Origin of the sequence: Halothece sp. PCC 7418 (genome assembly GCF_000317635.1) — a bacterium.
GTDB lineage: Bacteria > Cyanobacteriota > Cyanobacteriia > Cyanobacteriales > Rubidibacteraceae > Halothece.
In genome coordinates this window covers 920,125-943,995 of sequence record NC_019779.1, presented here as the reverse complement: position 1 = coordinate 943,995, position 23,871 = coordinate 920,125, and the positions used below count along the sequence as shown (strand labels likewise).

Here is a 23,871-nt window from a genome sequence, read left to right as displayed (position 1 = left end):
GATCCCCACAAACCCCCTTAGTAACGAGGGCGAAGGGGGGGATCGTTGTGTAGCAATAGTTTGTCGAAATGGTAGAAATTTTGGTTCTTTGTTCTTTGACCCTTCGACAGACTCAAAAACACTATACTTGATTCCTCTCCACCTGATAATTAATTTATCCTTTTGTTTGCCAATTCACCCAATCTTGGGGTTTGAGAAAAGTGTCATAAAGTTCCGCTTCAGGGGTATTCGGTTCGGGATGATAGCAGTATTCCCAGCGCACAAGGGGCGGTAAAGACATTAAAATTGACTCAATTCGTCCTTTCGTTTGTAAGCCAAAGATCGTACCGCGATCATAAACCAGATTAAACTCAACATAGCGTCCGCGCCGATAGAGTTGGAAATTTCGTTCCCGTTCGCCATATTCAATCTGACGACGTTCTTTCGCAATCGGTGTATAAGCGGGTAAAAAGGCGTTTCCACAGTCTTGAACAAAAGCAAATAGGTCCTCCCAGGTGCGGGGTTCGATCGCGCCTAATTTGCTGCTATATTGTCCCGCATTGCCTTCAGGATCGGGCCCACGATAAAGTTCCCCTTGACCATCTTGGTAGTCAAAAAAGATGCCCCCAATGCCTCGATTTTCTTGACGGTGTTTAATATAGAAATATTCATCACACCAGCGTTTAAAGACAGGATAATATTCTTGATGATGCCGATCGCAGCTAGCTTTAAATGTTTGGTGAAAGTGAACCGCATCTTCCGCGAAGGGATAATATGGGGTTAAATCAGCCCCACCGCCAAACCACCAGACTGGACCCGCTTCAAAATAGCGATAATTGAGGTGAACCGTTGGGATATAAGGATTGCGCGGGTGTAAGACCATGGAAGTTCCTGTGGCGAAAAATTCATGTCCTTCCGCTTCGGGGCGTTGTTTCAAAATCGAAGGAGGCAAATTTTTACCAAACACTTCTGAAAAGTTCACTCCCCCTTGTTCAAAGACATCACCGCCTTTAATCACGCGCGATCGACCGCCACCGCCTTCTTCCCGTTCCCATGTATCTTCTTGAAAGGTTTGACCACTACCATCGAGACTTTCTAAACTACTACAAATCTCATCTTGTAGCGTCATCATAAAATTTTTCACCCGCGCTTTCCCATCTTCGGGCGGTACAAATTGATTTTTAGTGGTGCTAACGTCAGTTTCTTTTACACTCATGAGTTCTAAATGATGAATAAACTTTTACAAATTATTCTTGAGTGATGTACTCAAAACAATTTAATTTTCCTAAAATAGGATACTTGCCTGGGCGCAATGGATCAGGAGAGATGTTGTGATTCTTAATTTTTCGTTCAAGTTCATCGCAAGAAAGGAAAAAATTTCTTGTCAGTTTTCCCTTTACAAAACCTATCGGGTTCTCAGTAATGCCCCTGTGGATGTCCTCTGGGAAAAACTGATTAACCTCGGAGATGTATCTTGGAATCCCCTGCTCGATCATACCAATGCCCCTCAAGGATTGCGGGCAAAACCAGGGTTGATTTATCAAGCCGTAACGCGATTAATGCCGATTCCAATCCGAGTTTTTGTGGAAAAAGTGAATCCAGGTGAATTTTTAAGTTTGCGGGTGCTAGCCATTCCAGGCTTAGAAAACCGAGTCACTTATCAAGTGGAATCAACGTTAATTGGGACTTATGTTTCCTGTTCGATCACTTTACGAGGTTGGTTATCACCTTTTTTATGGTGGATGATTCGCCCTTATGCCTCACAAGTGGTGCGAAAATTAGCCCAATCGGCTGAATCAGCGCAACAAGTGAGTTAATAATGTCCATTACGATGGTCATTCTCATAGTGAATGCGAGTTCCCGCCCACATTAGCTTCTCACGAAGCGTGTTGTAGAAGGAATGATCTTCGCGCAGAATAATGAATTTGGCTAAACAATTAGCCATGGTAATCGAAACACGCTGTCCAGGCCAAATGGTTGTTCCGAGAGACCCATCTGTCCAAAGTTTCGTTGAAGGTTCAGCTTCTTCCAGGGGCCAAACATTGACAACCGAACCTGGAGGAAGGACTAACGGACGACTCGAAAGACTGAGAGGACAAATGGGAGTGACGACCATCGCTTCCATCCCTGGATGAACAATCGGACCATTTGCGGAAGCGGTATAACAAGTGGAACCCGTGGGACTCGCAATAATTAAGCCATCCCCTTGGAATTGTTCAACCACTTCTCCATCCACTTCCATTTCTAAGATAGACGTGATCATCCGATCCATACTAGCGGGTTTGACACACATTTCATTTAAGCAGAAGAAGCGGTCACTCATCGGTTCAGGTTTAATTCGCCCGCCTTCTAAAACTTGCGCTTGTAGCATCATCCGCCGTTGGATGGCATAACGATCTGATTCTAGACGATCGAGCAGATTTTCAATATCCTGAAATAACTCAAAGGGTTCGGTTAAAAAGCCTAAGTGTCCCCCCACATTCACCGCTAAAATCTGAACCCCTTCTGGGGAAAGTTGTCGCGCTGCTGCGAGGGCGGTGCCATCTCCCCCTAAAACAATGGCTAAGTCAATTTCATTTCCTACAGAGGATAAAAACACGGGATAGGGATTATCTTTGATACCACTAGGCCCCACTAGCACTTTACAACCCCGTTTTTCTAGGGCTCTGGCGCAAGTGTCTGCCCACTCCTTGCTGTTTTTGTCACCCGCTTTGTAGGCGATGATTACTTGGTTTAATTGCACGATTTTGTTATTTGTTAGGCTTGAATGTCTAAACTGGCGATGCTTTGTTCAAAATTGGGGAATCTACCCTGAAACTCACTGCTAGGCGTGGTATAAGTAGTAATCCAAACCGTTTCTTTTTGCGGTTGTAGATAAAATAATTGTTTCAAGCTCACCCCTTCTTCTGTGGTGACACTAGCAATAATCCGTCCCATAGAAGATTTATTTTGAGTGAGAATCGTTTCTTCTTCAATTTGGTGGGTGGCTTGTAGTTGCTGGACGGTTTTTGCTAGATAGTCCTCTAGAGAAGTTTGTTGATTCAGGGATTGCTGCACAACATTCACGTTAGTTAACGCATTTGCAGTTAACGATCGCGCATCAAAAGCAATCAAAACCGTCTGTTCCAAATTTTGTTTAATCGGTTGCAACCGCTTTTCATAACTTTGATCGAGATCCGTTAATGCGGTTTCAATGTTCGTCAGATCCCGCACAGGATTCCCACCAAGATAGGTTTCAGGAAGAGAGAGGGTGATTCCTTCTCCTGCGATGGTTTGCCAGTTTTCTGCTGCTAAATCAAAGGCTTCTAAACTGGGAGAAGTAGCATCAAGACTCGGATGATTAGAAGAAACTTGCGGATTGCGAGGGGAAAAATCTTGACAACTACTGAGTGTGATTAAAATTAAAATCCCAAATAGAACAGAAAAGAGATGTTTCATGATTTTAGGAGTTTATTGAGAGAGCGCAACACAATCATTCCAATTAACGTCGTCGCTGCAACAACCAGCCAAAACTGATCCGTAATAACGCGAGCTTGATCCAACGCCCAACCTCCCACAGGGGGCCCAATGAAGAAGCCTACAGCCCAACATTGGGAATTTAGGGATAAATAGACACCGCGTAAGGAAGCGGGGGCAATATCAGCAACGAGAGAGGAAGCAGAGGGCGTGTAACTATTTAATCCTAAGCTCAAAATCCCCAAAGCTACAACAGCAATGAGCAACGGGGCGTTTTGGGTGATTCCTGTTACCCAAATTAACACAAAGCCCACCAGCCAGAGGGAAAAGGAAAAAGTTAGGGCTTGGGCGCGTCGGAAACGGTTGAGAAACCTCGCCATCGGTAACTGCATAATAGCAGCAAAGGTAATATGCCAGGTGAAGAGGGCGCTGATGACTTGAGGAGAAAAGCCTAATTCCTCCCCTCCTGTGTGGACATAGTTGCGGAAATATAGAGGAAGGGTGCTTTGAATTTGGGAAATGTAAGTGGTGAAGAGGATATTGATGCTGAGAAATGTTACAAAAGCGCGATCGCGCAGCGCAATCCCCCAACCTTGAAACGGATTTCTCTGACTGCTTTCCCCCTCCTCAAAAAATTGATAACTTTCTTCCACCGCAAAATAAATCACCGCAAAGAAAACCAGAAAAGAAACCCCATCCGCAGCAAACAACAGACGATAATTCCCTGCCGTACTAATAATTAATCCCCCTAAAACTACCCCAATCCCTAAGCCTAAACTATCTGCAACGCGAGTAATAGCAAAGGCTTCATTTCGTTCATCAGGGGCAGTAATATCAGCAATAACCGCTTCCGTTGCGGGCCAATATAACCCCACCCCTAAACCTAAAACTAAGTTTCCGAGGAGTAAGGTCGGAAAATTATAGGTTAAGCCTAAAACCACATCAGCTAAAACAGAAACCGCAGCCGACAGTAACAACGTGCGCCGTCTTCCCCAAGACTTACTATCCGTGAAAACGCCCCCCAAAAAGCGACCCAGCACCCCCGCCACTTGTCCACTCCCCAGGGCAACCCCCACTAAAGTTGCCGATAACCCCACTTGATTAACAAAGAAAATTGAGGCATAAAATAAAACAAATCCTGTTCCAATTTCAGAGAGTAACCGCCCAAACGCCAGAATCCAAACCGTGCGATTCAAAGATGGGAATTGTTGCGTGAGTTTTTTAAGCATGAATAAGAGAATTTAGCAGATCTAAATCATTCGTAAAAACTTGATTAACTATTCCCCCCTTTCTCAGGGGGGCTAGGGGGGATTCCCCTTTCTCAGGGGGGCTAGGGGGGATTCCCCTTTCTCAGGGGGGCTAGGGGGATAATTTGCAATTCACTTAAAATTACAATAAAACAGTCAGAAAGCCATCCGTTTCAAACGGATGGACGGGGCTTACAAGCGTCGTCACCCTCGTTCCGACGACAGCCCCTCATGAATGACACAGACAAGGCTTTAGCCTTCTGTGTCATTGTAGTTTGGCATTTCTAAGGTATCAATCCAGTCCTCCACTAATTGAGTCATTGTTTTCCGTTTATATCTAGCATATAATCTCAACTTTTCAACTCTAGATGTTTCAATACGAAGGCTTAATCTTTGTTTATCCATTTTCCACCCTTTGGGTTTATTTTTATGTTATAATAATCTTAGCATTATTTTAGAAACCATTATGTTATGTATGGATGTCAGCAAAATCGGATTAGCCCAAACTCTGACTCAATTCCAATATTAGAACATATTTGCCAGACGGCTAATAACCTAACAAATTGTGGAATCTATTATGCTCGTCAAACTTTCTTTAATGAAGGTCGGATCATTGGAAAATATGAACCAGAAGAAGTCCTAAAAGGACAGGTCAACTTCAAAGCCCTCTACTCTCAGTGCGCTCAACAGGTTCTTAGAAGCGTCGCAGAATCTTTTAAGTCCTATAAGGGTTTGAGGAAAGCCTTTTTCAAGGGAGAAATTAGTAACCATCCTAAACTCCCCAATTATAGAAATAAAGGAGGGATGGCGGTTGCTTCTTATCCAAAACAAGCTCTCAAGTTAAAGAGCACTCAAGTTAGAGTTCCTTTAGGGAAGACTATTAAAGCATGGTTCGGTCTCTCAGAATTTTTTGTTCCTTTTCCTTCTAATCTTGAATGGGAGAGCATTAAAGAGTTAAGAATTCTTCCTAGAAACCGAGAGTTCTATGTAGAATGGGTTTATGAAAGACCTGAAGTCAAAACCACAGTTAATTCTACAGAAGCGTTAGGAATTGATCCAGGCTTGGATAACTGGTTAACTTGTGTTTCCACCATTGGAGAGTCTTTCATCATTGATGGGAGAAAACTTAAATCTCTAAATCAGAACTATAACCGCCGAGTGTCTTCTCTTAAAAAGGGAAAACCTCAAGGTTATTGGGACTTTGAGTTAGCTAGAATCACCGAAAAACGAAACCGCCAAGTTCGAGATGCTGTAAACAAGGCAGCGAAGATGGTGATTAACTATTGCCTTAATAAAGATATAGGGATCATCGTTTTCGGTTGGAATAAAGGTCAGCGTCAAGGAGTCAGTATCGGACGAAAGAACAATCAAAACTTTGTTCAGATTCCCACTGCTAAGTTAAAAAATCGAATTCAGCAGTTAGCAGAGGAACACGGTATTGAGTTTGTAGAAACTGAGGAATCCTACACATCCAAGTCGAGCTATCTTGATAGTGATTTGCTACCGACCTTAGGTGAGAAACCCGAAAGGTGCGCCCCCACAGGAAAGCGAGTAACGAGAGGATGCTATCAAGATTCTCAGGGAAGAATCGTTAATGCTGATGCCAACGCAGCAGCAAACATTCTGAGAAAAGTAGAGATACAGCTAGGCTTAGTCTTAGCCAAGGTCAGTAGAGCAGCTTTGAGCCTGCCCCAAAGATTTTATCTTTGGAACTCCAAACGAAAACCGCGAAGCATTATGGCTTTAGGAGGGGCTGTGTGCTGAATTCATTTCAGCACCCTGAAAGCCCCGTCTATCATGCGAAGCAACGTTTGGAATCCACGCCGATTTATCGCGTGGAGAGTTCAATCGTCAAGATAGTCCTAGGGTAGGCAATGCAGACCCCTTCGCCCCCCTGATTGACTGACCACGCTAACCCAAGGTAGGTTGGGTTGAGGCAACGAAACCCAACACCAGCAAGGATCTAGTTAGGTTACTGACCACGCTAACCCAACCTAGGATAGAATAGGGCTTTCAGAAATTTTGTCAGTCAACCCTTACAAAAGGGGATTGGGAGGATATCACTACATCATAAATGGATTCCATTTCATCTAATTAACCTCTCAGAGAAAGAAAATGTCAGAAGTATTTTGCTTTCACCCGCCCTATCAAATCTGGCTTAATCTTCTGATGGGAGTGAGCTTGGCTCTGGCGGTTGTTTTTTCTCCCCAACCCGCACAAACCAAACCTCGCTCCTTTTCGGCTCAACCCACTGCAGAAACAACCAAGTTACAAACAAACCTAGAAAGCTCCTCCCCTGATCCGATTAATGAGCAGACAGTGGGAGTAAGTCCCTTCCAATTACTTATACCATTGTCAAAAACTAAGGTCACAGTTAATCCCCCCTTCTTACGGGGGAAAGAGGGGGGTGAGGCTGGTAATGTAGCGCCAATCATTCAAAATTGTATGACTTCCTTTGATCTCGACCCAGACTTAGGCTTAGTCCCCTCCCTGCAAGCGATCAAGCATCCCCTACGGTTTCACCCTTGTTTTCAAATCCCTCCCGAGGCTCTGATGCAGGAAACAAAGGACAAAGGACAAAGAACTAATGACGCGAAATCCCCTGACCTTCAGGCTGGGAATGAGCTTAACACCGTTCAGCAAATGACAACTGTTACCCCTGCTGCTGATCTATCCACTTGGCAACTACAAGGAGAATTACTGGCTCGGGGGAGCTTCTGGGGAGGAAATTGGCAGATTGAAGTTGATCAAACCCGTCTTAACCGTCCTCAAAGTTGGTATCTGGATAATTTCCAGTATTTTCGACCCACGCCCGAAACTGATTTGATTGTAGGTCAACAAACCCCCTTTTGGCTCGAAAAAGGAGAATATTGGGGGATCACGTATCTACAACGAGAGGGGGTAGAAGCAACTGCTGGGGCGTTTCCTCATGTTAATCCTGAGCAACGGTTGCAAACCCATGTTTTTCCTCGGGATATTACGGGTCAAGCCAAGCCTGGAACTTTAGTTCAATTAACCCGTAACCAAGGAGAGGAGGTTTTACAAGAAGTTTGGGTGGGTAAAGATGGCAACTATCGCTTTCAAGATGTGCCTTTTGGTAAGGGGGGATTGTCAGCAAAATATGACATTCTTTTTTTCCCGCAAGGACAACGCACCCTAAATCCCGAACAACAGACTGTCTCGTTTCGCCCTTTAGCAGAACAATTACCTGAAGGAAGTGTCAGTTGGTTGATTTCCACAGGAGCACGTCGCAATAATCATCGTGCCTTTTGGGGCGACTTCTCCCAGTTGATTGGAGGAGCAACTTTGCGTTGGGGCGTTGCAGATAGTATAACTTTAGGAGTTGGTTTAATTCATGAACAAGGATGGCAGCGTTGGGGAGAATTCTTTTTTAGTCCCTTAGACATTCCCTTAGACGTGACCATTGCGGGAGTGCTCGGTGAAACCTTAGAAACCCGCATTAATTATCAACCCACTCCCCACCTTAATGTTAGCTTTCAGCAGAATCACACAGGCAATCACCTCCAAACCCATTGGCAAATCTTGCCCCGTATGAGACTCTCGGCTCGCTGGGACAGTCAACAAGGCAGAGCAATCAATCTCCGAGGACGTTTTCGCCAAAGTGCCAACGGTTCAACAGTCATTGGCATCAGCCTGAAGCGCGATCGGCAACTGCAATGGCAGATTCGACAACAGTTGGGGAATCTAGAATTTTCTCATCGCGATCGTCAGGGAATCACCCAAACTAGACTCAGTTATGCCTTATTCAAGGATATCAGTTCCCAAGATAAAAATCGACTCAATCTCGCTTACCAAACCCGTGATTTTCATCAAAAAAATCATCTTCTGACCCTCAGTTGGCAATACCAATCAGGACAACGTGATGTCAGTGGTAACCCCTTATGGGATGTGGAAATTGGATACCGCATGGGATCGCAAGGAGAAGGAATGAAAGCCAACCTTGAAACAACGATCTTACCTGGGTTGCGCTTGCGAGGTCATTACGAAATCTTAAATCAGAGTTCCCCCCAAAATCGTTTCCGCATAGAATTGACCACCGAAATGGACGGGCAACAAAATCTTTTTGAAAAGTAAGTTATTGTAGCTTGTACCGAGATGAAATTAAGTTGATGTTTAGATCACTTGCCTTCCTCAGAAAAATAACTTAAAATAAAATCTCAAGCCGTGGCTAGAAGTGATACTTATCATTATTCAAATCCTGCATAGTTCAGAATTAACTTTAAACTTAGATTCTGATCAATGTTAGCAGTATCACGTTTGTTTTAGAATTACGAGCTAATATTCAGTTATTGGATATTGGAGTCTATAGGCAACTAATGGCAATTTGGACAATTACTTACTTTGAGGAGTAAACGCAATGAGACACATGATGAAAATTTTAGCAGGGGCAACTGTAGCCACTGCATTCTCGACTTTGGGCTTTGCTAATTCGGCAGAGGCAATAATTTTAACTTTAGATTTTAGTGGTGCTAACTTTACAGACAACGGAAATTTGACAGGTACATTTGATTATGACACCACTACTGAAACTTACTCCAATTTCAATATAACTGCTGCATCTGGAGCGACAGTAAACAATAGTTTTACCTATACAACTGCAAACAGTACAAGCCCAGGTGATAATTTTGGCTTTAACTCCAACAGCGATACCCAATTCACTATTGACGCAGTTGATAGTTTTGTGGCATCGCCAGATACTGACCGCGATATCAGATTTGTCTTTGATCAGACGCTGAATACTTTGAGTAATGTAGGTGATTCACGAAGCCTAGTAACATCAGGCAATGCGTCCCAAGAACAAGTAGAACAAGGAGCAGGTAATTTTCAAATCCGATCGATTACTGGTGGTGTTGTTACTGTAACCGACGTTGAGGATCCAAATGATCCACAAGCAGTTCCCTTTGAAGCGGAAACATCGATCGCGCTAGCTCTCCTTGGGGGTTGGGGTGCTTGGAAACGCTGGAAAAGCCGTCGCGCTAACGCAAATGTAAACTAATTAACTACTTTCTTTCGGCATTAATCATGCTCTATTTTTGACTGAGAAGCTATTGTAATCGAACCCTCCTAATGCGGGGGGTTTATTTCGTTCTTGTTATCCTTCCGTTAGCCCCCTTACAAAGAGCAGGGCTGTTTCATTCTCGGGGTTAAAATTAAAAGTGATCATGTGAACCCTTACAAGGTGGCGCGATCTCGGATATTTCTTCTGATTTGACTTATTCATAAGAAAAAAGCCGTAAAACCCCTGCTATTTCTAATGTCTGGAACTTGCCAAAAAATAGAATGAAACAGCCCCCCTTACCAAGGGGGGTTGGGGGGATAACCAATAAATCAATTTCATAAGCTGCTATTGCTCATCTGTGCGAAGCACTATAAACCACCATGAAACGGAATCTTTTTGGAAGTAAATCTTCTTCTAACTCCAACCGTCGCCGTCGCCCCTTCTGGAAAAAATTCCCCGCCCTAGAATTACCGCGCCTCCACTTAGGACGAAAACTGAAACGCCTGCGACTTCCCCAACCTCCTGAAATTAGCTTACATCGCCTCCGCAGAAACTTACCTCGCCTATCCACACCCAACCTCAGATTACCAAGACTTCGCAACCCTTTTACAACAATCTCTATAGGCACTGTTGAAAATCAAGGCTTTTTCATCCTCCTCAATTGGCTAGGATATATCATACTTTTTGTTTCTGTAATTGACTATGTAAGAGTTCTTTATCCACCTCAGCTAACAAACTCCAATTGGGAATTTGAAACATTTATTTTACTCGTTAATAATACTTGGTTAGTATTATTAGCATTAATTCTCATTTATCTCCCGAACCGGGCTCAAATTCGTCGCTTTGAATTGAGTTTTCTGAAGTTATTGCGGTGGTTAACTTTATTAGGCGGTATCATTTTTATTCTCCTAGTTCCTCTTACTCTTGTCAACGCCAACCGCCTCAACGAAAATGCTACCGCACAACTCGGTCAACAACAAACTAACCAACAAGAACAATTAAATAATTTAAAAGAGGCTTTAGAAAACGAGAGTCTTTCTTTTTTCCAACTCCAACGCCTGCGAGATCAATTTAACATTGAAAACGTCCCAGAATCATCAACCTTAGAACAAACTCTGATTCAAAAAATTGAAGAACGAAAACAACGAATCAGACAACAAGTTAACACCGAAAAACAAAATCGTTTCCGTGAACTCTTAGTTGAAGCAATTCGTAATAGTTTCGCTGGCTTACTCATTGGTGCATTTCTGATTCGTCTCTGGTGGGAAGCCCGTTGGGTAAAATCTTTGAAATGATAGCCTGTAAAATTATAGTCGTAGGTTGGGTTGAATCCTGTGAAACCCAACCACACCCTAGCTACTGTTGGGTTTCGTAACCAAGAGCCAAACCGACATTTTCTTTGATTTGATGAATTGTCCTTCCCCTTATTTCCCCCTAAGCTGTCACGCATTTCAATCAAAACATCAGGAATTGGAAAACCATGACCGTGCGACCATCTTGGTCGCTGAATCATCCCAATTTCAATGCAGATGAGCTTTACTCTTGCCTGTTGCCTAAAATCTTAACCAAGAACCAAGAACAAATCAATGATTGTTTCCTCACCCGATTGGATTAAAATTAAATCTTCTCTCAGTGATGCCAAAATGTGGTTATTTTTCACTACCGCTAACCTTGCAATTTGGCATGGAGTTCTCACTCATCGTATCAATAGTCCTGAGTTAACAACAACCCTTTTCTTCTGGTTGGTTGCACTGTTTGTGCTTTGGAAAAAACGCAATGATATTTATTTAGTTTCCCAGCCTTGGAAAAATTTTATTGGCATATTTCTCCTTGCCATCATCATCTATCGCGGATTAGCATTATTTTGGTATGAAAATTTTGTTCTCCAATTTATTCCCTTTTTCAGTTTACTGAGCCTCGCTTTAATTGCTTCAGGATGGAAAGGACTCAAACAATACACCCGTCCTTTAATTGCTTTTCTCATTTTTAGTTTAGTTGATGGTATTTCCGAAAAAGTATTTACATCTTTTCCAGACGGTTTTACATTTCCCAAGTTAACAGCAGATTTCAGCACATTTTTCTTACATTACATCGGCTTTGATGTTTCTCAAGAAGGCGTTTTTATTTATTTGCCCGATGGCAGTGTCGAAGTCCTCTATGCTTGCACAGGAGGACCGCTCATTGGTTTATTACTACAATTAACATTCGTTTTATTTATTATTGCACCTCTGAATTGGAAATTTGCCTCTAAAATTCTAATTGGATTACTCAGCTTAGGATTTTTCTTAGGAGTCGTACGAGTGGCGCTATTAGCGGTTGTCGTTTCCGATCCGACTGCGTTTGAGTATTGGCATGGTAGTGAAGGCAGCCAAATTTTTTCCTTAGCTGCGTTTAGCATTTGGATTGTCAGTGCCCACTTTATTTATGAACATTATGAAAATCAATTAAAAGTCAAGCAAGCAGAAGAAACAACAGAAAATTCTAAACCTGAAACTGCTTCTTCTGAAGGAGAATCAACCAGCCCTCCTGAATCTAATCCTTCCCGTCTCCGTTTTTTATCAGGACTCGGTTTGATGATTTCTGTAGTGACTCTCTTCACCTTCTTTTTCCCTGAAGTTGGACGCAGACAAGTTCCCCCCTTAAACTTTCCCTCTCAACTCAGTCTGAAAGGTTGGACAAGAGAAAGTAGTGTTCCCCTGACAGACGAAACCGATTCCATAAACGACTATGTTCAACAATTTCGCTCTGGACAACAATATCTCTATCGTCAACAAAATCAGGCAGTCACTGTTGAATTAAGGCATATTGGCGGAACATTTGGCAATGTTGGCGGTTTTGCCAGTCGCTATCTCAAGCGGGGAAAGGTAGAGTCAGATAAACGTTCCAAGACCCTCCCGAACTTGGGAGCATACCAACTTTATCATGATGAAAGCTATGCTTATTTAAGCACTTGCATTACCTCTCAGGGAGAAAGTACCACGAATATTGGGGATTTTGTTTACAAAATGAATCGTAATCTTTTAAAGGCTAATTCTCGTCTTTGGTCTGGTGTCATCGGAACTCGCAGTTTGCGCGAGCGAAATTGTCTGTGGGTTCATTTATCGACTCCCTTACAAGAGAACTCCCCTGAAGCCAGTTATCAGCGTTTAGAAGCAGTGTTTCAGGAAGGATATCCAAAATGGCAAGCACTATTTTAGTAATTCCCCAAAACTAAAAAATAATTGCTATCATGCCTGATGCGTGTTGATTGGGAGAGAAATATGGCAATTATTGCGCTGAGAGCGTGGTATTTACAAGAATACGAACCACTGCGAGAGGTAATGCAACGCCCTCATGATTTGCGATTGAGCACAAGCAGCAAAACTTAGGTTGGGTTGAATCCTGTGCAACTCAACACTGACCAAGTTGAGTTGGGTTACGCTGTCACTAACTCAACCTACGATCAAAGCCATTCCCCAAAACTAAAAAATAATTGCTATCATGCCTGATGCGTGTTGATTGGGAGAGAAATATGGCAATTATTGCGCTGAGAGCGTGGTATTTACAAGAATACGAACCGCTGCGAGAGGTAATGCAACGCCCTCATGATTTGCGACTGAGTAAAAGCAGTTTGTTGAAATCTGGACTGAGAGCCGATTTTTTAGATGAACGCGAAACAGTAGAGTCAGCAGAATGGTTTCAACGGTATCTCAGTGGGGAAACCGTGGAATTCTACATTGAAGGGAGTGGCGGTTATCAAATTGCCAACATCGATCTGATTTCTCAGGAAATTTACTTTATTAAGCAAGATGTCAGCGCGTTACTTGATCCCATCATTTATTTTTCCTATCAGCAAGAGTATGCTGCTGCTTATGAGGTTTTAGCAGAAGCCTTACAAGAAACAATAGAAACATTTAATCAACAAGCCCGAGTTCCCGTCAGTCTAGAGTTTTCAGTGCGTCCCAAAGATGACCCGATTCGCTTAAGTAACAGTCAATTACGAAAAATTCGGAAAAGTTTGATTTTTATCGCAGATGGAACTCCCCTAGCGCACATTCCTAATGAAAAAACAGCGATACTGCTTCCCAGTCCAACGGTCAGTTTAGAATTAGGGTATGCGTTACAATGCAAACAACGGGAGCAAATTTTACTGACCAAAATGGAACGCTGGGAAGGAGGTTATCCCTTTGATCTCCCAAACCCACAACAGCTTTCATTTCGAGGAGAAACCGATTTAAAAGCGACCCTTCCCCAAACTTTGGAAGCGATGCTGCAACGATACAACTTAGTGCTTTGAGCAACTCCAGACAGCAATCCCAAATGACTTTATCAATTGTGGATGGGGACTTCTCGGCGGTCTCCTTAAATGGCTAAACCCAACTGCAAACCCAATAAAGCATGAATGACCATAATGGCTAAAGCGATACTTCCTAGAATGGCATGAGCCGTTCTTAACTGTTTATTATCTCCACCAAAGCCAGTCAAAGAAATCAAGCCATTCACCGCCAGTAATCCTAAAACAACTGTCCCAGTTAGAAAATGAGGACTTTCCAAAATCGGCTTTTCTTGCATCACCAACGATAATACTCCCCCTGTATAACCCAACGCCATAAACGTAAACATCCAAGGCGCTAACTTACGATGATTACTTTTATTTTCGAGTGCGACTCCTTGATCCTGAACTAAACGTCCTTTCCAGCCTGTAATTCCCACAAATGTTCCCATGACAAAAATTACAACTCCCATCATCGCGGGATGTCCCCAGTGGGTAATCGGTTCAGGGAGATTCAGGGAACGAAAAAACTGCGCGATGGGTTCTAATAACTCTGTTAGATTCATCAATTGCTCTCCTCACATTGCTCAAAAAAATATTAAATATTACCTGTGTCTCTGTTTTCAATCCGTCTTAAACCGTCGCATAAGAGTGACTTGACTTCAGCAAAGGAAATCCAAGCTGTTCTCGTTGTTCATAATACCGTTGAGCCGTTTTCCGAGCCAAAGTACGAATGCGCCCAATATAGCGGGTTCGTTCCGTTACTGAAATCACTCCTCTGGCTTCTAGCAAGTTAAACGTATGAGAACACTTGAGAACGTAATCCAAACTTGGTAAAACCAACCCTTTCTCGGTCAATTGATTGGCTTCTTGTTCGTAAAGGGTAAATAGTTGAAATAGTAACTCAGGATTAGAGGCTTCAAAGTTATAAGTACACTGTTCAATCTCCCCTTGTAAGTGGACATCGCCATAGTTCAATTCATCATTCCACTGGATTTTAGGAAGTGCATCAACCTCTTGTAGATACATTGCAATGCGCTCTAAGCCATAGGTGATTTCAATCGAAACAGGATGACAATCGAGTCCGCCACATTGTTGGAAGTAAGTAAACTGAGTAATTTCCATTCCATCTAGCCAAACTTCCCAGCCGACTCCCCACGCCCCTAATGTGGGAGATTCCCAGTTATCCTCCACAAAGCGCACATCATGATCCTCAGGCTGAATCCCCAAAGCCCGTAAAGAATCTAAGAACAGATCTTGAATATTGGGAGGAGAAGGTTTAATCAGAACTTGATATTGATAATAGTGTTGAAACCGATTTGGGTTTTCACCATACCGTCCATCTGTTGGGCGACGACAGGGTTCAATATAAGCCACTGACCAAGGTTCGGGACCAATTGCGCGTAAAAAAGTATGAGGACTCATGGTTCCGGCACCTTTTTCGGTATCGTAGGGTTGGGCAATTAAACAAGCGCGATCGCGCCAAAATTGATTAAGCGTCGCGATCACAGACTGGAAATCTTTTGCAGACATATCCTGATTGTTTTCAAAATTCTTGCTCAGTTAGCGATTCCCATTGTGCCACAACCCGCCCCCAGCAAGGGAAAGAAAAAAAGTAGAAATTTTTTTTGGAAAAAGGGTTGACACTTAGAGAAATAAGCCCTATATTGGTTAATGCGCTCGAAACGGAGGCGACCACAAACGCCCCAGACAGCGCACTCTGAACCTAGAAAAACTTAATAGTTGGAAAAGCCTAAAGTTAACATTATAACGTTAACGCTTCCACGTCAATGAATTCTTAAAGAAACGAAGGAAAAGACGAAAGCAAGGCTAAAAACGCCAAGCAATTGTCAAAACTTAGAGCCACAGGCTCTCAACATGGAGAGTTTGATCCTGGCTCAGGATGAACGCTGGCGGCGTGCTTAACACATGCAAGTCGAACGAAGCCCTCGGGCTTAGTGGCGGACGGGTGAGTAACGCGTGAGAATCTACCTTCAGGATGGGGACAACCGTTGGAAACGACGGCTAATCCCCAATAGGCCGAGAGGTGAAACAGGTTTCTGCCTGAAGAGGAGCTCGCGTCCGATTAGTTAGTTGGTGGGGTAAAAGCGTACCAAGGCAGCGATCGGTAGCTGGTCTGAGAGGATGAGCAGCCACACTGGGACTGAGACACGGCCCAGACTCCTACGGGAGGCAGCAGTGGGGAATTTTCCGCAATGGGCGAAAGCCTGACGGAGCAACGCCGCGTGTGGGAAGAAGGCTCTTGGGCTGTCAACCACTTTTCTCAGGGAAGAAGTCCTGACGGTACCTGAGGAATCAGCCTCGGCTAACTCCGTGCCAGCAGCCGCGGTAATACGGAGGAGGCAAGCGTTATCCGGAATTATTGGGCGTAAAGCGTCCGCAGGGGGCGCATCAAGTCTGCTGTTAAAGGTCGGAGCTCAACTCCGGTAGAGCAGTGGAAACTGGTGCGCTAGAGGGCGACAGGGGTAGAGGGAATTCCCAGTGTAGCGGTGAAATGCGTAGAGATTGGGAAGAACACCGGTGGCGAAAGCGCTCTACTGGGTCGCACCTGACCCTCAGGGACGAAAGCTAAGGTAGCGAAAGGGATTAGATACCCCTGTAGTCTTAGCCGTAAACGATGGATACTAGGCGTGGTTTGTATCGACCCAAGCCGTGCCGAAGCTAACGCGTTAAGTATCCCGCCTGGGGAGTACGCACGCAAGTGTGCAACTCAAAGGAATTGACGGGGGCCCGCACAAGCGGTGGAGGATGTGGTTTAATTCGATGCAACGCGAAGAACCTTACCAGGGCTTGACATCCCGCGAAGTCTGGGGAAACTCAGACGTGCCTACGGGAACGCGGAGACAGGTGGTGCATGGCTGTCGTCAGCTCGTGTCGTGAGATGTTGGGTTAAGTCCCGCAACGAGCGCAACCCTCGTCCTTAGTTGCCAGCATTAGGTTGGGCACTCTAGGGAGACTGCCGGTGACAAACCGGAGGAAGGTGAGGATGACGTCAAGTCAGCATGCCCCTTATGCTCTGGGCAACACACGTCCTACAATGGTCGGGACAAAGGGGAGCGAGCTCGCGAGAGTAAGCGAATCCCAGCAAACTCGGCCTCAGTTCAGATAGCAGGCTGCAACTCGCCTGCTTGAAGGAGGAATCGCTAGTAATCGCAGGTCAGAATACTGCGGTGAATTCGTTCCCGGGCCTTGTACACACCGCCCGTCACACCATGGAAGCTGGCCAAGCCCGAAGTCGTTACCCTAACCGGTTTGGAGGGGGGCGCCGAAGGCTGGGCTGGTGACTGGGGTGAAGTCGTAACAAGGTAGCCGTACCGGAAGGTGTGGCTGGATCACCTCCTTAATCGGGAGACCAAAAGGGACGAAGCTCTGAAACAGAAGTAAGAGTGAAAGAACCAACTCCCAAGGTCGGTCGTGGGAGAGAAGGCTTTTCCACCTAGGTTTGGGGAACCTGGGCTATTAGCTCAGCTGGTTAGAGCGCACCCCTGATAAGGGTGAGGTCCCTGGTTCAAGTCCAGGATAGCCCATCAGGGGGGTATAGCTCAGTTGGTAGAGCACCTGCCTTGCACGCAGGGAGTCAGCGGTTCGAGGTCCGCTTACCTCCATCTCCAGAAGAGGAGAAAGCCCAGAGAAAACTAAGAATCAGCACCGTTAGAGCCCCTAACGACTGCTGGACTCTTAGTCCAGACCAGAACCTTGAAAACTGCATAGTCACCAAAGAAAGTCAAAGACCGAGGTCAAGCTACAAAGAGCTAACGGAAGAGCCCTCGGCACACAGAGGCGAAGAAGGACGTGGTAACCGACGAAACGCTGCGGGGAGCTGGAAACAAGCATTGAGCCGTAGGTATCCGAATGGGGAAACCCCAAGCACGACCCACTGAATCAATAGGTGGGAACGAGCGAACGCGGTGAACTGAAACATCTCAGTAGCCGTAGGAAAAGAAAACAAAAGTGATTCTCCCAGTAGCGGCGAGCGAAAGGGGAAGAGCCTAAACCAGTCCCTGCGGGGATTGGGGTTGTGGGACAGCAAAACCCGACTCAAAGCGTTAAACGAAGCAACTGAAAACTGCACCAGAGAAGGTAAAAGTCCTGTAGTTGACAACGCAGAGAGCGGAGCTGAATCCCGAGTAGCTCGGGGCACGTGGAATCCCCGAGTGAATCAGCCAGGACCACCTGGTAAGGCTAAATACTCCTGTGTGACCGATAGCGAACCAGTACCGCGAGGGAAAGGTGAAAAGAACCCCGGCGAGGGGAGTGAAAAAGAACGTGAAACCGTTAGCTTACAAGCAGTGGGAGGACGATTCAACGTCTGACCGCGTGCCTGTTGAAGAATGAGCCGGCGAGTAATTAGACTGTGGCCGGTTAAGCTGTCTTAGCAGCGAAGCCCAAGCGAAAGCGAGTCCGAACAGGGCGCTAGTCACAGGTAATTGACCCGAACCCGGGTGAACTAACCATGGCCAGGAGGAAGCTTGGGTAGTACCAAGTGGAAGTCCGAACCGACCAACGTTGAAAAGTTGGCGGATGAGCTGTGGTTAGCGGTGAAATGCCAATCGAACTCGGAGCTATCTGGTTCTCCCCGAAATGCGTTTAGGCGCAGCAGCGAGGATAAGCCACTGGGGGTAAAGCACTGTTTCGCTGCGGGCTGCGAAAGCGGTACCAAAGCGAGACAAACTCAGAATACCAGTGGGGAACTCGCCAGTGAGACGGTGGGGGATAAGCTTCATCGTCAAGAGGGAAACAGCCCAGACCACCAGCTAAGGTCCCGAAATGATGACTCAGTGAGAAAGGAGGTAGGAACGCCGAGACAACCAGGAGGTTTGCCTAGAAGCAGCCACCCTTAAAAGAGTGCGTAATAGCTCACTGGTCAAGCGTTCCCGCGCCGAAAATGAACGGGGCTAAGTCATCTACCGAAGCTGTGGACAGTATTGGACTGTGGTAGGGGAGCGTTCTATCAAGGGAGAAGCACTAGCGGTAAGCAGGTGTGGACGAGATAGAAGTGAGAATGTCGGCTTGAGTAGCGAAAACTTTGGTAAGAATCCAAAGCCCCGAAACCCTAAGGGTTCCTCCGGAAGGCTCGTCCGCGGAGGGTTAGTCGGGACCTAAGGCGAGGCCGATTGGCGTAGTCGATGGACATTGGGTCAACAATCCCAAACTACTGAGTGGGAGCAACGTCGGGACGCATGAGGATAGGTGATGCCCTGAATGGATTGGGAGGGAGTTACGACTCCCGTATCACTGAAAGTAGTGCCAAGAAAAGCGATTGTTGTGAAGAAAGCCAGTACCCGTACCCGAAACCGACACAGGTAGGGAGGTTGAGAATACCAAGGGGCGCGAGAAAACTCTCTCTAAGGAACTCGGCAAAATCACCCCGTAACTTCGGGAGAAGGGGTACCAGCGAGAGCTGGTCGCAGTGACCAGGCCCAGGCGACTGTTTACCAAAAACACAGGTCTCTGCCAACTCGAAAGAGGAAGTATAGGGGCTGACGCCTGCCCAGTGCTGGAAGGTTAAGGAAGTGGGTTAGCCCTGCGGGGCGAAGCTAGCGACCGAAGCCCCAGTGAACGGCGGCCGTAACTATAACGGTCCTAAGGTAGCGAAATTCCTTGTCGGGTAAGTTCCGACCCGCACGAAAGGCGTAACGATCTGGGCGCTGTCTCGGAGAGAGACTCGGCGAAATAGGACTGTCTGTGAAGATACGGACTACCTACACCAGGACAGAAAGACCCCATGAAGCTTTACTGTAACCTGAAGTGGGGTTCGGGCTGAGCTTGCGCAGGATAGGTGGGAGGCGAAGAAGGTTTCCTCGTGGGGAAACCAGAGCCATCGGTGAGATACCACTCTGGTTCAGCTAGAATTCTAACCTTAACCCGTGAACCGGGGAAGGGACAGCTGCAGGCGGGCAGTTTGACTGGGGCGGTCGCCTCCAAAAAGGTAACGGAGGCGCGCCAAGGTTCCCTCAGGCTGGTTGGAAATCAGCCGTAGAGTGCAAAGGCAGAAGGGAGCTTGACTGCAAGAGTGACAACTCGAGCAGGGACGAAAGTCGGCCTTAGTGATCCGACGGCCCTGAGTGGAAAGGCCGTCGCTCAACGGATAAAAGTTACTCTGGGGATAACAGGCTGATCTCCCCCAAGAGTTCACATCGACGGGGAGGTTTGGCACCTCGATGTCGGCTCATCGCAACCTGGGGCTGAAGTCGGTCCCAAGGGTTGGGCTGTTCGCCCATTAAAGCGGTACGCGAGCTGGGTTCAGAACGTCGTGAGACAGTTCGGTCCATATCCGGTGTAGGCGCAAGAGCATTGAGAGGAGCCTTCCTTAGTACGAGAGGACCGGGAAGGACGCACCGCTGGTGTACCTGTTATCGTGCCCACGGTAAACGCAGGGTAGCCAAGTGCGGAGTGGATAACCGCTGAAAGCATCTAAGTGGGAAGCCCACCTTAAGATGAGTGCTCTCATTCTGGTAAGGAAGTAAGGTCACAGGAAGAACACCTGTTTGCTCGGCGCTAGGTGGAAGTCTGGCAACAGATGAAGCCGAGGCGTGCGAACCGACCGAGGGCTTGACCTCAAACTTTGGTGACTTGCAGTCTTGAGGGTTCTGCCCTGACGGGACAATCAGAACTGAAAGGCTTTCCTGGTGCTCAAGGCGCGGTGGAACCACCCCGACCCATCCCGAACTCGGTGGTGAAACGCTGCAGCGGCGAAGATACTTGACGGGTCACTGTCTGGGAAAATAGCTCGGTGCCAGGTTCATGATTCCCTAATCCCCTTCTTCTCATGAGAAGGGGATTTTTGTTTTTGTAGAAACTATCGCTACACTCATATCACAGTCTCGAAGTCTTGCCTCGATTTATGACTTTTGGAATCTACGGATTCTGCTTTAAGTACCGAGTAGCTGATCTTCTTCTAGATAATCTTTGACATCTTCAACAATCGCTTCCGCAATTTGATCAAAATCAATTTCTTCAATCGCGACATCGATGATTTCAGAATAAAACCCAGAAACATCGGGCTTATTCTTCTTAAGATCTGCTTCGATTAATCGCGCTAGTTGATTGATGTCATTGTTACATTCTCCTGCTAATTTACGATAAAATTCTTCTTCTAGTTCATTATGTTCAGAAATAATATAATCCCAAAAAGCTGAAGTTTGATAATTTTTCCAACTATTAAAACTCATCTTTTACCTCATCAATTCACTACTTTAATTTTAACAAGATTTAGTTCATCATAATTTTATTTCCATTATTTTTTACTTTCTATTTACCAATACAAAAGCGACTAAAAATCCGATCAAGCATAGATTCTGTTACTTCTTCTCCTGTAATTTCTCCTAAGGCTTGGATGGCGCTGCGTAAATCAATTGTCCAAAAGTCAAAGGGAAGTTGTTGGTCAATCGTTTCGAGAACGTGCTGTAGTGATGTTTTTGCCCGAGTTAAGGCTGCTGCTTGCCGTTGATTAATCGCAAAGTCGCTGTTAGCAGCATTGAGATTACCCGTTTGCACTAAGTTGAGAATTGCCCTTTCTAAGTTTTCAATCCCTTGCGATCGCGCGACGGCAGTCGCTACTGTGACTTGAATCGTTTCTGGGTATTGGACTGTACTTGCTGGGGTGAGATCAGTTTTATTAATCACCAGAATCAGAGGACGATGTTTGACTTGTTCGTAAATTAAGTCATCTTCTTTTGTCCATCCCAGTTGGGCATCAATGGTGTGGAGAATTAAATCCGCTTTTTGCGCTGCATTGCGCGATCGCGCGACACCAATTTTTTCTACCTGATCTTCGGTTTCGCGAATCCCTGCGGTATCTAACACCTCCACAGGAATCCCGCTAACCACTAAATTAGATTCCACCACATCCCGTGTTGTTCCAGGTAAATCGGTCACAATCGCGCGATCGCTGCGACTCCAAGCATTCAATAAACTGGATTTGCCAACATTAGGTCGTCCGACAATGGCAACTTTTACCCCTGTCCGCAGTAACTCCCCTTGATCCGCAGTAGCGAGGAAATATTCGACTTTTTCTAAAACTTCTTTCACTTGTTGTTGAATCTCTTCTTCAGGAAGGGGCGGTAACTCATCTGCAAAATCCACTCGCGCTTCTACTTCTGCCAAAATATCTAAACAGGTACTCCGTAAATCCCGAATCGGCTGCGCTAATTTCCCCTGTAAGCCAGCTAGAGCCATTTCTCCAGCTTGGGGTGATTTTGCCCCGACTAACTCCGCTATACTTTCGGCTTGGGTTAAATCAATGCGTCCGTTGAGAAACGCCCGTAAGGTAAATTCTCCTGCTTGTGCTAATCTTGCCCCTTGTTCTAAACATAACTGTAACACTTGCTGCACAGGAATCATTCCGCCATGACAGTGAAACTCCACCACATCTTCGCGGGTATAGGATCGGGGAGATTTCATAATCAGCAGTAACGCTTCATCAACCACTTTTTCGGTTTCAGGGTGACGGACATAACCGTAAAGGATCTGATGAGAGTCCCATGCTTGTTTTCCGGGAGCTTGAAATAATGTTTTAGCAATAGAAAGGGCTTGTTCTCCCGATAAACGAACAATCCCGACGCTTCCTTGTTGAGGAACCACTGGCGTAGCAATAGCAGCGATCGTATCTCCTTGCATGATCTGATCCTTTTTTCTTTAAACTAGCAAGGAAAATCCTCAGCAAGCAATTGACAATTGAGAACTGATACTTAACAATTACCATTGAGGTTCAAAACCAAGCCCAATCTAATCTAGAGAAAAGTAATTGTTTCCTCTGAGTTTGATCTAATTAATTATGGAAAGTATATCCAACTTTTTAAGCAATTTACCCAAAACGACAGAAATTGATACAAGAATTATTGCGGGTCTTGTTTTATTTTTAATGATTTCTGCACTGTTGGGCGTTTTACTCCTAATTCCCAAAGTTGCAAGTGCTCTCACGCAGCGTCTTTTTTCTGAGCAAGCAAGTACCGTTTATAAAAAAACATTTGCACCGTTCCAAAGCTGGTTATTTCTTACTTTTTTATTAGGGGTGTTAGATCTAGGATTAAAGTATTTTGTAAAAGCGAGTTGGATTCATTTGCTAGAAGTTCCTCTTGCTTTAGGAGTTGCCATTTTAGTGTCTTGGGTTGGAGCTAGCATTTTCAGTCGCTATTTTGATATTTACTTATTAGATGCTGCGATTCAAAGCAAAAGGAAAATCAATAGCGAACTATTACTTTTGGGAAAAATCCTTGTTAATGCTGGTATAATTTTAGTCGTTATTGTTGTTTTCGCTCAAACCCATGAGGTTAATTTATTTGGTTTAATTGCAAGTTTAGGGGTAGGTGGTTTAGCAGTTGCATTTGCTGCTCAAAAAAGTTTAGAACAACTCTTGGGGGGGATTGTTTTATATGTTGATCGCCCGTTTGTTGCCGATGATTATATTGGTTTACCTGATGGAACATTTGGACGAGTAGAATCAATTGGGTTACGTTCAACTCGGATTCGCGTCTCAGGAAAAGGAACATTAATGGTCGTTCCCAATAACTTTCTGACCCAAACTAATATTGAGAACTTTACGGGGGCGAAAAAAGTGATCTCGATGATTTATATTAATTTCTCCCAGCCAATTTCCGATACAGAAAAAGCCTTTATTCGACAAGTGATTATCAATAGTACCAAAGAAATTTTTGGCATTGATCCGCGAAGCACTGAAATTACATTTAAACCTATGGAAAGAGAGGGAATGCAAATTACTCAAGCCCAAGTTAGCTTTTTTATTTTAGGATCGGGAGAAGTGTCTATGGACTTACGTCGCCAGCTTTTAGATGCAGCGCGACAAAATATTAATCGTGAGTTGCAAGAGTTTGGAATTAGTTTTGATTTAGAAGAACGGACGATCAATGTTGATGCACCGATTACCCTGTGAGGAG

17 protein-coding genes, 2 tRNA genes and 3 rRNA genes are annotated in these 23,871 nt (G+C 45.1%); 14 read left to right on the top strand and 8 right to left on the bottom strand.

Annotated elements, in window-relative coordinates:
- Positions 1-154: 154 nt before the first annotated feature.
- Positions 155-1,195 carry an oxygen-dependent coproporphyrinogen oxidase gene (hemF, locus tag PCC7418_RS04335; protein ID WP_015224958.1) on the bottom strand — a complete coding sequence of 347 codons (1,041 nt, stop codon included), beginning with the start codon at positions 1,193-1,195 and terminating at the stop codon, positions 155-157.
- 115 nt (positions 1,196-1,310) lie between these two features.
- Between hemF and PCC7418_RS04330 the strand changes: the two genes are divergently transcribed.
- Positions 1,311-1,796, top strand: a complete 486-nt coding sequence (locus PCC7418_RS04330) for a hypothetical protein (RefSeq protein WP_015224957.1) — start codon at positions 1,311-1,313, stop codon at positions 1,794-1,796.
- Here the strand turns inward: PCC7418_RS04330 and PCC7418_RS04325 are convergent.
- The 3 genes from PCC7418_RS04325 to PCC7418_RS04315 are packed head-to-tail and all read right to left on the bottom strand — an operon-like array spanning position 1,793 to position 4,664.
- On the bottom strand, positions 1,793-2,722 hold the full coding sequence (locus PCC7418_RS04325; protein WP_015224956.1) for an NAD(+) kinase: 930 nt from the start codon (positions 2,720-2,722) through the stop codon (positions 1,793-1,795). The two genes, PCC7418_RS04330 and PCC7418_RS04325, sit on opposite strands and share 4 nt — an antisense overlap.
- 14 nt (positions 2,723-2,736) lie before the next feature.
- A complete protein-coding gene (locus tag PCC7418_RS04320) occupies positions 2,737-3,417 on the bottom strand; it encodes a hypothetical protein (RefSeq protein ID WP_015224955.1) in 681 nt (226 codons plus the stop codon).
- The gene (locus PCC7418_RS04315; RefSeq protein ID WP_015224954.1) at positions 3,414-4,664 is read right to left on the bottom strand and encodes an MFS transporter; all 1,251 of its coding nucleotides are present in this window, start codon (positions 4,662-4,664) and stop codon (positions 3,414-3,416) included. The genes PCC7418_RS04320 and PCC7418_RS04315 overlap by 4 nt, the downstream gene beginning before the upstream one ends.
- Positions 4,665-5,153: 489 nt before the next feature.
- Here PCC7418_RS04315 and PCC7418_RS04310 point away from each other — a divergent pair, with 489 nt between their 5' ends.
- From PCC7418_RS04310 to PCC7418_RS04285, 7 genes are all read left to right on the top strand, one after another.
- The gene (locus PCC7418_RS04310) at positions 5,154-6,446 is read left to right on the top strand and encodes an RNA-guided endonuclease TnpB family protein (RefSeq protein ID WP_015224952.1); all 1,293 of its coding nucleotides are present in this window, start codon (positions 5,154-5,156) and stop codon (positions 6,444-6,446) included.
- A 351-nt stretch (positions 6,447-6,797) separates the two neighbouring features.
- Positions 6,798-8,777: a hypothetical protein gene (locus PCC7418_RS04305; protein ID WP_015224951.1), complete on the top strand. Its 1,980-nt coding sequence runs from the start codon at positions 6,798-6,800 to the stop codon at positions 8,775-8,777.
- A gap of 283 nt (positions 8,778-9,060) precedes the next feature.
- On the top strand, positions 9,061-9,699 hold the full coding sequence (locus tag PCC7418_RS04300; protein WP_015224950.1) for a hypothetical protein: 639 nt from the start codon (positions 9,061-9,063) through the stop codon (positions 9,697-9,699).
- Between the two features lie 383 nt (positions 9,700-10,082).
- Entirely contained in the window at positions 10,083-10,997 is a 915-nt protein-coding gene (locus PCC7418_RS04295) for an HpsJ family protein (protein ID WP_015224949.1), read from the top strand.
- Positions 10,998-11,288: 291 nt separating this feature from the next.
- Positions 11,289-12,899 (top strand): cyanoexosortase A, encoded by a 1,611-nt coding sequence (gene crtA, locus PCC7418_RS04290; protein ID WP_015224948.1) that lies wholly within the window; start codon positions 11,289-11,291, stop codon positions 12,897-12,899.
- Positions 12,900-12,938: 39 nt separating this feature from the next.
- Positions 12,939-13,070 (top strand): hypothetical protein, encoded by a 132-nt coding sequence (locus PCC7418_RS21100; protein ID WP_015224947.1) that lies wholly within the window; start codon positions 12,939-12,941, stop codon positions 13,068-13,070.
- A 143-nt stretch (positions 13,071-13,213) separates the two neighbouring features.
- Positions 13,214-13,978: a hypothetical protein gene (locus PCC7418_RS04285; protein WP_015224946.1), complete on the top strand. Its 765-nt coding sequence runs from the start codon at positions 13,214-13,216 to the stop codon at positions 13,976-13,978.
- Positions 13,979-14,043: 65 nt separating this feature from the next.
- Here the strand turns inward: PCC7418_RS04285 and PCC7418_RS04280 are convergent, their stop codons facing one another.
- Both PCC7418_RS04280 and glyQ read right to left on the bottom strand, forming a co-directional pair.
- Positions 14,044-14,520: a DUF4079 domain-containing protein gene (locus PCC7418_RS04280; protein ID WP_015224945.1), complete on the bottom strand. Its 477-nt coding sequence runs from the start codon at positions 14,518-14,520 to the stop codon at positions 14,044-14,046.
- A 67-nt stretch (positions 14,521-14,587) separates the two neighbouring features.
- On the bottom strand, positions 14,588-15,487 hold the full coding sequence (gene glyQ / locus PCC7418_RS04275) for a glycine--tRNA ligase subunit alpha (protein WP_015224944.1): 900 nt from the start codon (positions 15,485-15,487) through the stop codon (positions 14,588-14,590).
- A 342-nt stretch (positions 15,488-15,829) separates the two neighbouring features.
- Between glyQ and PCC7418_RS04270 the strand changes: the two genes are divergently transcribed.
- The 5 genes from PCC7418_RS04270 to rrf all read left to right on the top strand — a co-directional run bounded on the left by PCC7418_RS04270 (position 15,830) and on the right by rrf (position 20,717).
- Positions 15,830-17,318: ribosomal RNA gene (locus tag PCC7418_RS04270) — 16S ribosomal RNA — on the top strand.
- Between the two features lie 110 nt (positions 17,319-17,428).
- Positions 17,429-17,502: transfer RNA gene (locus tag PCC7418_RS04265), tRNA-Ile, on the top strand.
- A 4-nt stretch (positions 17,503-17,506) separates the two neighbouring features.
- Positions 17,507-17,580 (top strand) — tRNA-Ala (locus tag PCC7418_RS04260).
- 130 nt (positions 17,581-17,710) lie between these two features.
- Positions 17,711-20,535, top strand: a 23S ribosomal RNA gene (locus tag PCC7418_RS04255).
- A 65-nt stretch (positions 20,536-20,600) separates the two neighbouring features.
- A 5S ribosomal RNA gene (rrf, locus tag PCC7418_RS04250) occupies positions 20,601-20,717 on the top strand.
- The 16S, 23S and 5S rRNA genes sit together here with 2 tRNA genes alongside, the layout of an rRNA operon.
- Before the next feature lie 130 nt (positions 20,718-20,847).
- Here the strand turns inward: rrf and PCC7418_RS04245 are convergent.
- Together PCC7418_RS04245 and mnmE are read right to left on the bottom strand one after the other, a co-directional pair.
- Positions 20,848-21,147 carry a hypothetical protein gene (locus tag PCC7418_RS04245; protein ID WP_015224943.1) on the bottom strand — a complete coding sequence of 100 codons (300 nt, stop codon included), beginning with the start codon at positions 21,145-21,147 and terminating at the stop codon, positions 20,848-20,850.
- Positions 21,148-21,226: 79 nt separating this feature from the next.
- Entirely contained in the window at positions 21,227-22,594 is a 1,368-nt protein-coding gene (mnmE, locus tag PCC7418_RS04240) for a tRNA uridine-5-carboxymethylaminomethyl(34) synthesis GTPase MnmE (RefSeq protein WP_041596143.1), read from the bottom strand.
- A gap of 157 nt (positions 22,595-22,751) precedes the next feature.
- Here mnmE and PCC7418_RS04235 point away from each other — a divergent pair, with 157 nt between their 5' ends.
- Complete coding sequence (locus tag PCC7418_RS04235) at positions 22,752-23,867, top strand: mechanosensitive ion channel family protein (protein ID WP_015224941.1); 1,116 nt, start codon at positions 22,752-22,754, stop codon at positions 23,865-23,867.
- Positions 23,868-23,871 lie beyond the last annotated feature (4 nt).